This is a genomic window from Synechococcus sp. R8-2, assembly GCF_047461715.1.
GTDB lineage: Bacteria > Cyanobacteriota > Cyanobacteriia > Thermostichales > Thermostichaceae > Thermostichus.
The window spans coordinates 1-8,089 of the sequence record NZ_JANSHQ010000031.1 but is presented as its reverse complement, the minus strand read 5'-3'; the positions used below and the strand labels follow the sequence as shown (position 1 = coordinate 8,089).

9 protein-coding genes are annotated in these 8,089 nt (G+C 58.8%); 6 read left to right on the top strand and 3 right to left on the bottom strand.

Features of this window, described 5'->3' with window-relative positions:
- Window positions 1–905: potassium channel family protein (locus tag NW819_RS00815; protein ID WP_414412604.1), on the top strand; the 905-nt coding region annotated here is incomplete at its 5' end.
- 75 nt (window positions 906–980) lie between these two features.
- Here the strand turns inward: NW819_RS00815 and NW819_RS00810 are convergent.
- The 3 genes from NW819_RS00810 to accD all read right to left on the bottom strand — a co-directional run bounded on the left by NW819_RS00810 (window position 981) and on the right by accD (window position 3,367).
- Window positions 981–1,685, bottom strand: coding sequence for a class I SAM-dependent methyltransferase (locus tag NW819_RS00810; RefSeq protein ID WP_414412603.1), 705 nt, complete (start codon window positions 1,683–1,685; stop codon window positions 981–983).
- A gap of 101 nt (window positions 1,686–1,786) precedes the next feature.
- Window positions 1,787–2,182, bottom strand: a complete 396-nt coding sequence (locus tag NW819_RS00805; protein ID WP_414412602.1) for an STAS domain-containing protein — start codon at window positions 2,180–2,182, stop codon at window positions 1,787–1,789.
- Window positions 2,183–2,422: 240 nt separating this feature from the next.
- Window positions 2,423–3,367 (bottom strand): acetyl-CoA carboxylase, carboxyltransferase subunit beta, encoded by a 945-nt coding sequence (gene accD / locus NW819_RS00800; protein ID WP_414349837.1) that lies wholly within the window; start codon window positions 3,365–3,367, stop codon window positions 2,423–2,425.
- Window positions 3,368–3,491: 124 nt separating this feature from the next.
- On the opposite strand from accD, the gene NW819_RS00795 reads away from it, so the two are divergent.
- The 5 genes from NW819_RS00795 to NW819_RS00775 all read left to right on the top strand — a co-directional run bounded on the left by NW819_RS00795 (window position 3,492) and on the right by NW819_RS00775 (window position 8,054).
- On the top strand, window positions 3,492–4,358 hold the full coding sequence (locus NW819_RS00795; protein WP_414412601.1) for a tRNA (5-methylaminomethyl-2-thiouridine)(34)-methyltransferase MnmD: 867 nt from the start codon (window positions 3,492–3,494) through the stop codon (window positions 4,356–4,358).
- A gap of 153 nt (window positions 4,359–4,511) precedes the next feature.
- On the top strand, window positions 4,512–5,144 hold the full coding sequence (locus NW819_RS00790) for a hemerythrin domain-containing protein (RefSeq protein ID WP_414412600.1): 633 nt from the start codon (window positions 4,512–4,514) through the stop codon (window positions 5,142–5,144).
- Window positions 5,145–5,215: 71 nt separating this feature from the next.
- Window positions 5,216–5,404, top strand: coding sequence for a DUF4089 domain-containing protein (locus NW819_RS00785; RefSeq protein WP_414328765.1), 189 nt, complete (start codon window positions 5,216–5,218; stop codon window positions 5,402–5,404).
- Window positions 5,401–6,801 (top strand): AtzE family amidohydrolase, encoded by a 1,401-nt coding sequence (locus NW819_RS00780; protein ID WP_414412599.1) that lies wholly within the window; start codon window positions 5,401–5,403, stop codon window positions 6,799–6,801. Before NW819_RS00785 ends, NW819_RS00780 begins: the two co-directional genes overlap by 4 nt.
- Before the next feature lie 338 nt (window positions 6,802–7,139).
- Window positions 7,140–8,054, top strand: coding sequence for a hypothetical protein (locus tag NW819_RS00775; protein WP_414412598.1), 915 nt, complete (start codon window positions 7,140–7,142; stop codon window positions 8,052–8,054).
- The last annotated feature ends 35 nt before the right edge of the window (window positions 8,055–8,089 follow it).

Genomic DNA, 8,089 nt, shown 5'->3' with positions numbered 1-8,089 from the left:
GCTACGAGGTGGTGGTGGTGGATCCCAATAGCGAGAACCCTCTCTTGGAGGCAGCGGAACGGGAGGGAGCGGTGGTGGTTCGTGGGGATTACGCCCTGGCAAGCACGCTGCAACAGGCTCGCATTCAGGGCAGCCGCTGCCTGATCTGCACCACCCCTGACGATCTCACCAACCTGGAGACGGCCCTGACGGCCCACAGCCTGCAGCCGGGGATCCGCACCATTTTGCGGGTTACCGATCCCGAATTGGCGGCTCGCATGCAGCGCCACATGCAGACCCTGGGGATCAGCTACAGCGCTACCGGGCTGGGGGCACGGGCTTTTGCCACCGCAGCACTGGTGGGATCCGTCTACGGCACTCTGGCTTGGCAAGGGGAAACTCTGCTGGTGACGCTGCTGGAGGTCTCGGCCGATTGCCACTACCTGGGGCTATCCTTGCGCCAACTGGCCCAGGACTATGACCTGGTGATCTTGCTGCATCGCTCCCAACCGGGGAAACCCTGTGTTTTTCCCAAGATCTGGCAAAAAGAGGGCAAGACCCTGTTGAAAGAAGGCGATCAACTCTATGTGATGGGAACGGTGGAATCCCTGATTCGCTTAACCCAAGGACGGCCTCTTCCCCCAGAGCTGTACCAGGTGCGCCTCCTAGAGTATCGCAACCCCTATTTTGAAGAGGAGATCCTCTCGGCTTTGTCGTTCTACGCACGCCTGCCCAAAACGGCCCTGAAACCCCTATTGCGCTGTCTGCCGGCGGTGGTGAGCCCGCCCCTTCCCCGTGACAAGGCGATCAAGTTGGCCCGCCAACTGCGCAAGATGAGCACTGAAGTGCAGGTGTTTGCCCAGGCGCAGCCTGCCCATTGGATCCCTGCAGCCATGAACGAAAACAGCGAGAGTAATCTGAATTGATTTGGACACTGTTCTGTTTATTGGTCTATTCTGCACTCCGTAGTCCAAAACATCTCGTTATGGGCAGTTGGACATTCAGGAGATAGGCTTTTCGGCTGCAAGTCGCACAAAGCGATTTTGGTTGTAGAGCTGCTGAGCCACCACCGCAAAACCCACCCTCTCCAACAACCACACCAGGTCTTCGGCGCTGAAGCGATTGTGCTCGTAGAAGTGGGTAAACTGATCCAGCAGCGTTTCCAAAGGCGTGTCCGACTGGAAGAGTTGGGCCTCTGTATCGGCATCGAAGTAGAGGCTGAGCGGGGCGCGCACCCAATCCACCAGCAAAAATCGCCCCCCCGGCTTGAGTAGACGCAACACCTCCTGCAACAAGCGCAAGGGCTGCACCATCTCGTGCAACACCACCACTGCCTGAGCTGCATCGATGCTGTTGGCCGCAAGCGGCAAGTGAGGGTCGTGCAGGTCGGCCTGCAGCAAATGGACTCCAGGGATCCCTTTCAAATCCGCCGCCGCTCGCTCCAACATGTAGGGCATCACATCCACCCCGATGAAGTGTCCTCCGGGATAGCGTTGCGCCCACTGACCCAGAGCAAACCCCGGCCCGGTTCCCAGATCCAACAAGCGCGGTGCAGGAGGCAGACAGGGCTCGATGTGCATCTGCCAGAACTGCCAAAACGCCTCGTTAAAGCGCCCAGGAGCCGTCGCCACCATGCGCTCGCAGAAGCTGGGGCCACGGTGGTGCTGGTAGAGAAGCTGAAAGGTATCGAGGCCGGTCTGGGGCATGGCTGAAGATTGTTGAGAAAATTGCTAGAGGGATCACCAGAATTCGCTGATGGGCTGAAAAGAGCATCGGGGGATCCCCAAAAGTAAGGCCTAATGTCGGCCTAACGAGCCGTGGGAGCGCTGGAAAAGTTGGCGATGCCGGTCTCCAGGTCGCTAAAGCAGGTCAATACCTTTTCCATAGAGGTGAGGTTGAGGACGAGGGCCACATTTTCCGGCACGCAACAGAGGCTGAGGTTGCCCCCGGCAGCACGGCACTTGCGCAAAGTCGAGATCAACACCCCCAGCCCAGAGCTGTCCATAAAAGTGACCGACGACATATCGATCAACATATTGGGATAACCGAAATCTAAAACCTGCTGGAGCAATTGCCGAACTTCTGAGGCGGCCTTGGCATCAAAACGACCCTCCAGCGGCACAATCGCCAGTTTTTGCCCTTGTGGAGTCTCAGCAGTACGGATGCGCAGCTTGAAATCCATCGTTTCCGGTGAAGACCTCATGCCCCACCTTAACACCATCCGCTACCGCCCACCAGGAAATCTTGTGAAGATCCCCAGGGACAGCGCGGCTCCCTCCAAAAACATCTGCCCTCTCGCCCCCAGCTCCTCTCCCAACAAGCCAGAGGGAAGCCGTGTAAACCCATGAAGTTAAGAGCCGCCCCAGAGCTTAGCAGGAACTCCATCCCCCGCAGGGAAGGGATCCGGCCTCGGCCACAAATTCCGCATCTTAGGCGGATCTACCTACAGCATAGGTTGCAGGGTTAAAGCCTCCGAGTCTATGGAGGGAAGGGACACATGCAAACGGGGGCGGTGCATAGAGAGCAACTGGGCCAGCCGCTTGCGCAGCTCAGTACGGGGCACAATCGCGTCGATGAGCCCTTGGGCCAGCAGGTACTCGGCGGTTTGGAAGCCTTCTGGCAGCTTGCCCTTGCCGATGGTTTGCTCGATTACGTTGGGCCCGGCAAACCCCACCTGCGCGCCCGGCTCGGCCAGGATCAAATCTCCCAGCATGGCAAAGCTGGCAGTTACCCCGCCATAGGTGGGATGGGTGAGCACGGAGATGAACAATTGTCTGGCGTCGCGGTGCCTTTGTAGGGCGGCTGAGGTCTTGGCCATCTGCATCAGGCTGAGGATCCCTTCCTGCATGCGGGCCCCCCCCGAAGCCGAAAAGAGAATCAAGGGCAGGTGATCGCAGGTGGCCCGTTCCGTGAGGCGGGCGATCTTCTCGCCTACCACCGAGCCCATGCTGCCGCCCATGAAGCGAAAGTCCATCACTCCAATCGCCACCGGGATCCCTTCTAGACTCCCCAGCCCTGTGGCGATGGCATCCTTGAGCTGAGTGCGCTCCTGATAAGAGGCCAGGCGCTCGGAGTAGGGCTTTTGGTCGAAAAAGTGCAGGGGATCCGTGGGAGCCAGGTGTTCGTCCAGGGGCTGCCAGGATCCGGGATCCAAAAGCTGTTCCAGACGCTCTGGGGCTGTAATGCGGTGGTGATGCCCACAGCTGGGGCAAACTTGCCAGTTTTGCTGCAGATCCTTGGTGTAGGTCAGGGTGTCACAGGCAGGACACTTTTGCCAGAGGCCATCGGCAATTTCTCTCACCTGACGCTCTTTGTCGAAGGGGCTGCTACCTGTCAGGTTTAGAGAGGTTTGTCTGCGCCGTTCCGCAAACCAATCCAGTAAAGACATAGCCGTTGAAACACCTTTTATGGCCAGGGATGTTGAGAGCCCTGCCGGTGAGCTGCGAAACACATCTCAACGTTCTCAAGCTATCAAAGAATCGCCCGACTGAAAATAGAGACAACAGCAAGCGATGGAGACTCGGTGGCAGGTGCTGACCACAGGGGATGGATCCCTGACCTTTTTCTCGGAAGAGTTTGGACAGGCTTTTCACAACGTCAGTGGTGCCGCCCAGGAGGCTTTGGAGAAGTTTGTCCGCCCTTGCCGGCTGGATCGGCTGCCTTTGGAGCGGGATCCCGCCCAGCCCATTTGCCTTTTGGATATTTGCTTTGGCCTGGGCTACAACTCCGGCCTTGCCCTAGAAACCATTTGGCAAATCCGGCCCGATTGTCTTGTGGAGGTAATCGGCCTGGAGCGATCCCCGGAAGTGCCTCGCCAGGCTTGGCAGGCGGGGGTGGGATCCGACTGGAGCTTTGGGCAAGAATGGCAACACTGGATTGAACAGGGATCCTGGCAATCGGAGCGCTGGCGCGGAACGCTGCTGTGGGGCGATGCCCGGCAAACGGTGTTGCAGGTGCCGCTGGGGTGGGCAGATGCGGTGTTTTTGGATCCCTTCTCGCCTTCTGTTTGCCCAGAGCTGTGGACGGTGGATTTCCTGCGGGCCGTGGCTGAACGGATGCGACCAACCAGCATTTTGGCCACCTATTCCTGTGCAGCGGCGGTGCGAGCGGCTCTGTTGGAAGCAGGGCTTTTCATCGGCTCTACCCCCCCGGTAGGTCGTCCTTGGCCGGGGACAGTGGCCTCGCCCCAACCTGACCACCTGCCGCCTCTTTCCCCCATGGAGTGGGAGCACCTGAAAACTCGCGCTGCCGTGCCCTACCGGGATCCCACCTTGAAAGGAGATAGAGCGCAAATCCGTCTGCAACGCCAACGGGAACAGCAGGGATCCCCTTTGGAGCCCACTTCTGCTTGGAAACGCCGCTGGCCTGTGCAAGCCTAGAGAGTGGCGTTGCCGGAGTTCAGATCTGGACAACTTTTCCCAGGATTGCTGCCCGAGTGTATCCAAGACACCTGCGCTATTCCCGTACCCTTACGCAAGCCAGCATTTCTTGACAAAGTTAAGCTAGGATGAAACTTTTCTGCTGTGAATGCCATGTCCTCTGAGGAGTCCCTCCCGCTGACGCGAGCAACCTCTGCCGGTACGCTGGTTGCCCTTTGTGCTGAACAGCACCGCGTCATCCTGCAGTTTTTGACTCGCCTGTCTCGAGCGCCGGAGTTGGATCTGGAGCAGCGACGCCTCTGTGTACAAAGGTTGCGACAGCGCCTCTCCCGCCACATTCAACTGGAGCGGCATGTTCTCTACCCCCTGCTCAGGTCGGCTCTCCAGGCGGATCCCCACCTCAGCGCCCAAACTGAGCGGCTGGAGCAACATCTGCGGGATCAGATCCCGGAGCTGACGCGCTTTTTGCACCAATCAGAGCGCACCCCGCAGCAGGTGGATCCTTCTGCTGCCCTTCACTTCTATCGGAAACTGCGGGCCCAGTTTGAGCAGGAAGAGAAGGTCTTGCATCCCCTCTTTGCCCAGCATGTTTCTCCCGAAGCAGAGCAGCAGCAGTTGCGTCTGTTCCGCAAACGCCTGCAAGCCAGCGCTGCTTCCAATCGCTCTGCACATAGCCGTCGCGTTGCTTTGAATGAGCTGGAACGGCAGGCGATAACCCGCCCTGTCTTGCCCAACGAGCGTCTCTGGTCGCTGCAGGGCAACACTGTGCAAATGTCCGCTCCCTAGTCGACGACGGTCTTGTTGTTGGAGGCTAGTGGTGGTATTTTTGCTGCAATCGGCTCCCTGACCCCAAAACCATGCAGCCCTGGGATCCCGAAACCTACGTCGATCAAATGGCCCAACTGCTGCAACTGCCCCTGCATCCCGACCACCGAGCAGGGGTGATCGAAAATTTTGCCCGCTTTCTGCCCATTGCTCAACAGGTGCTGGAGTTCCCGTTGCCGCCGATAGTTGAGCCAGATCCCACCTTTGACCCTCAGCCATGACCGGGGATCCCCACCTTCTCGGCAGCGCTGACGCGGTCTCTATTGCCAGGGCTGTCCGCCAGGGATCCGTGAGCGCCCAAGCGGTGGTGGCCGCCTGTCTGGAGCGGATTCGCCGGCGGGATCCCCAGCTCAATGCCTTTACAGCTGTCTTGGAGGAATCGGCCTTACAAGCGGCGGAGCAGGTGGATCGACAGGTGGCTCAAGGGATCCCTGTAGGCCCGTTGGCAGGGGTGCCTTTTGCCGTCAAGAACTTATTTGACGTGGCCGGCCTCACCACCCTGGCTGGCTCGGCGATCAACCGCGAGAATCCCCCGGCCATCCAAGATGCAACAGTGGTGGCTCGTCTCAAGCAGGCAGGGGCGATCTTGGTGGGCACCCTCAATATGGACGAGTATGCCTATGGCTTCGTCACCGAAAACAGCCACTACGGCCCCACCCACAACCCCCACGATCTCAGCCGCAGTGCGGGGGGATCCTCCGGCGGCTCGGCAGCTGCAGTAGCAGGAGGTTTGGTGCCTCTCGCCCTGGGCAGCGACACCAACGGCTCGATTCGGGTACCGGCCTCTTTGTGTGGCGTCTACGGCCTCAAGCCCACCTATGGCCGTCTGTCGCGGGCAGGAGCGGCTCTGTTTGCCGCCAGCTTCGACCACGTGGGCCCCTTGGCCCGTTCGGTGGCCGATATTGCCCTCAGCTTCGATGTTATGCAAGGGCCGGATCCCCAAGATCCCGTCTGTACCCGGCGTCCTGTAGATCCCACCTCTGGGCAATTGGGGCAGGGGATCGAGGGCTTGCGCATCGCGGTGGCGGATGATTACTTTGCCCGAGGGGCAGAGCCCCCCATCTTGGCCGGGGTAGAAAAGGTGGCCCAAGCCTTGGGGGTCGGCCAGACTGTGCGGATCCCGGAAGCCCAGCGCGCCCGTGCCGCCGCCTTCCTGATCACGGCTGCTGAGGGAGCCAACCTGCACCTGCCCAACCTGCGAACTCGCCCCCACGACTTTGACCCGGCCACCCGGGATCGCTTTTTGGCCGGAGCCCTGTTGCCTGCCAGTTGGATCTTGCAGGCGCAGCGCTTTCGCCGCTGGTATCGCCAGCAGGTGCAGGCCATTTTTCAGGAGATCGATCTGTTCATCGCCCCCACCACCCCCTGCTTTGCCCCCTTGCTCGGCCAAGAGAAGATGGTGATCGATGGGGTAGAGGTTCTCACTCGGCCCAACCTCGGCCTCTACACTCAGCCCCTCTCGTTTATCGGCCTGCCGGTGCTTTCAGTGCCGTTGCGCGAGAGCGGATCCCTGCCCTTTGGCGTACAACTGGTGGCCGCCCCCTATCAAGAAGCCAAACTGCTGCGGGCAGCCGCCTATTTGGAGAAGCTAGGGATCCCCAATGCGCAGCCGGTTTGAGCCATGAAGAGCCCTACTTTTGCAGCACATCTAGCGCTAGAGCTCGTGGGCATCTTCTCATGAACACTAAATATGTAGATGAACCGGTTGTGTGGTCAAGACAAGATTTCAATTGCTTTTGAGGAGCCGCTTTAGTCTCTGTGTAGCCTGTGGGTAACGTCTGAAGCTGTATTGGGGCAGACTCTTTGGCCTTGGCTCGCAAGAGAGATTGGGGCACCGGATATTAAAGTAAAATTAAGCCCCCAGTTGTTGTATCAAATGCCTCCTTCTCCAGGCTTGGCCAATAGAATGAACAGCATAAAATAGACACGGCACCCCCACCTGGACTCTATAACCCTATGGATCATCCTGATTCTGTGGCTTGGCGCTACATGAAACTGTGCGAGGCCTATCTCTCTCTCAACGAAGCCTTCGACAAATTGGATCAGTCCCACAGCCGCCTACAGCGCTACATCAAACGACTCCTTGGCTATTTCAGTGCTGCCCAACAAGCTCTGGTTCAACTGCCGCTCTTGCAACAGCGGATTGAGCAGAGCGACCGCTGGATGAACTCCTTGCGAGAAGAACTGCAAGCCAAAGAGGCCCGGCTTGGCGAGCTAATCGCCAACTACGACCAAGTCTGCGGCGAGCTGGACTCTACCAAAGCAGAACTGTTGGGCGCTCAAGCGCTGATTGAGAAACTGGAAGCCGAAAATGCTCAGGTTTTGGAACGCTTGAGTCGGCTCACCAACATGGAAGAGGAAATGGCAAACTTGGCGGAACAGCTGGCCCAAGCGAACGAAGCTTGTCAGCAGATGGAGGCTCGAAATCGCGAGCTGGAGCGAGCTTTGGGAGACCGGGATCAGCACATTTACAGCCTGCAAGAGCGATTGGCACAATTGGAGCAAGAGATGGCCTTCCTGAAAGCTCAGCGGGATGAGGCCCAGCAAGCTGCACAACTGGCTGTATCTCGCGCTGAGCAGGCGGAAGCTAGGCTGAAGGTGCAAACCGAACAAGTTCAGACTTTGCAAAATAAGCTCCATCAAGCCGAGGAGCAGCTGGCCATGGTAACCCTGAACGAGCTGGAGCTCCTGCTCAGCCATAACTCGATGAACCTCTTGCGAGAAGCGGGGCAGGCTGCAGAAGTAGATGCCCAGGTGCTGGCAACCGTACCGACCTCTCTGGCCGAGGCGGAACACATTCTGCTGGAGATCGACCAGTTCATTCAGTTCATTTTGGCCTACTCGGAGCCCATGAAGTCGCAGGCTGCGTGACATACTCCCGACGCTGTAGCTAGCTTCCCGCAGGG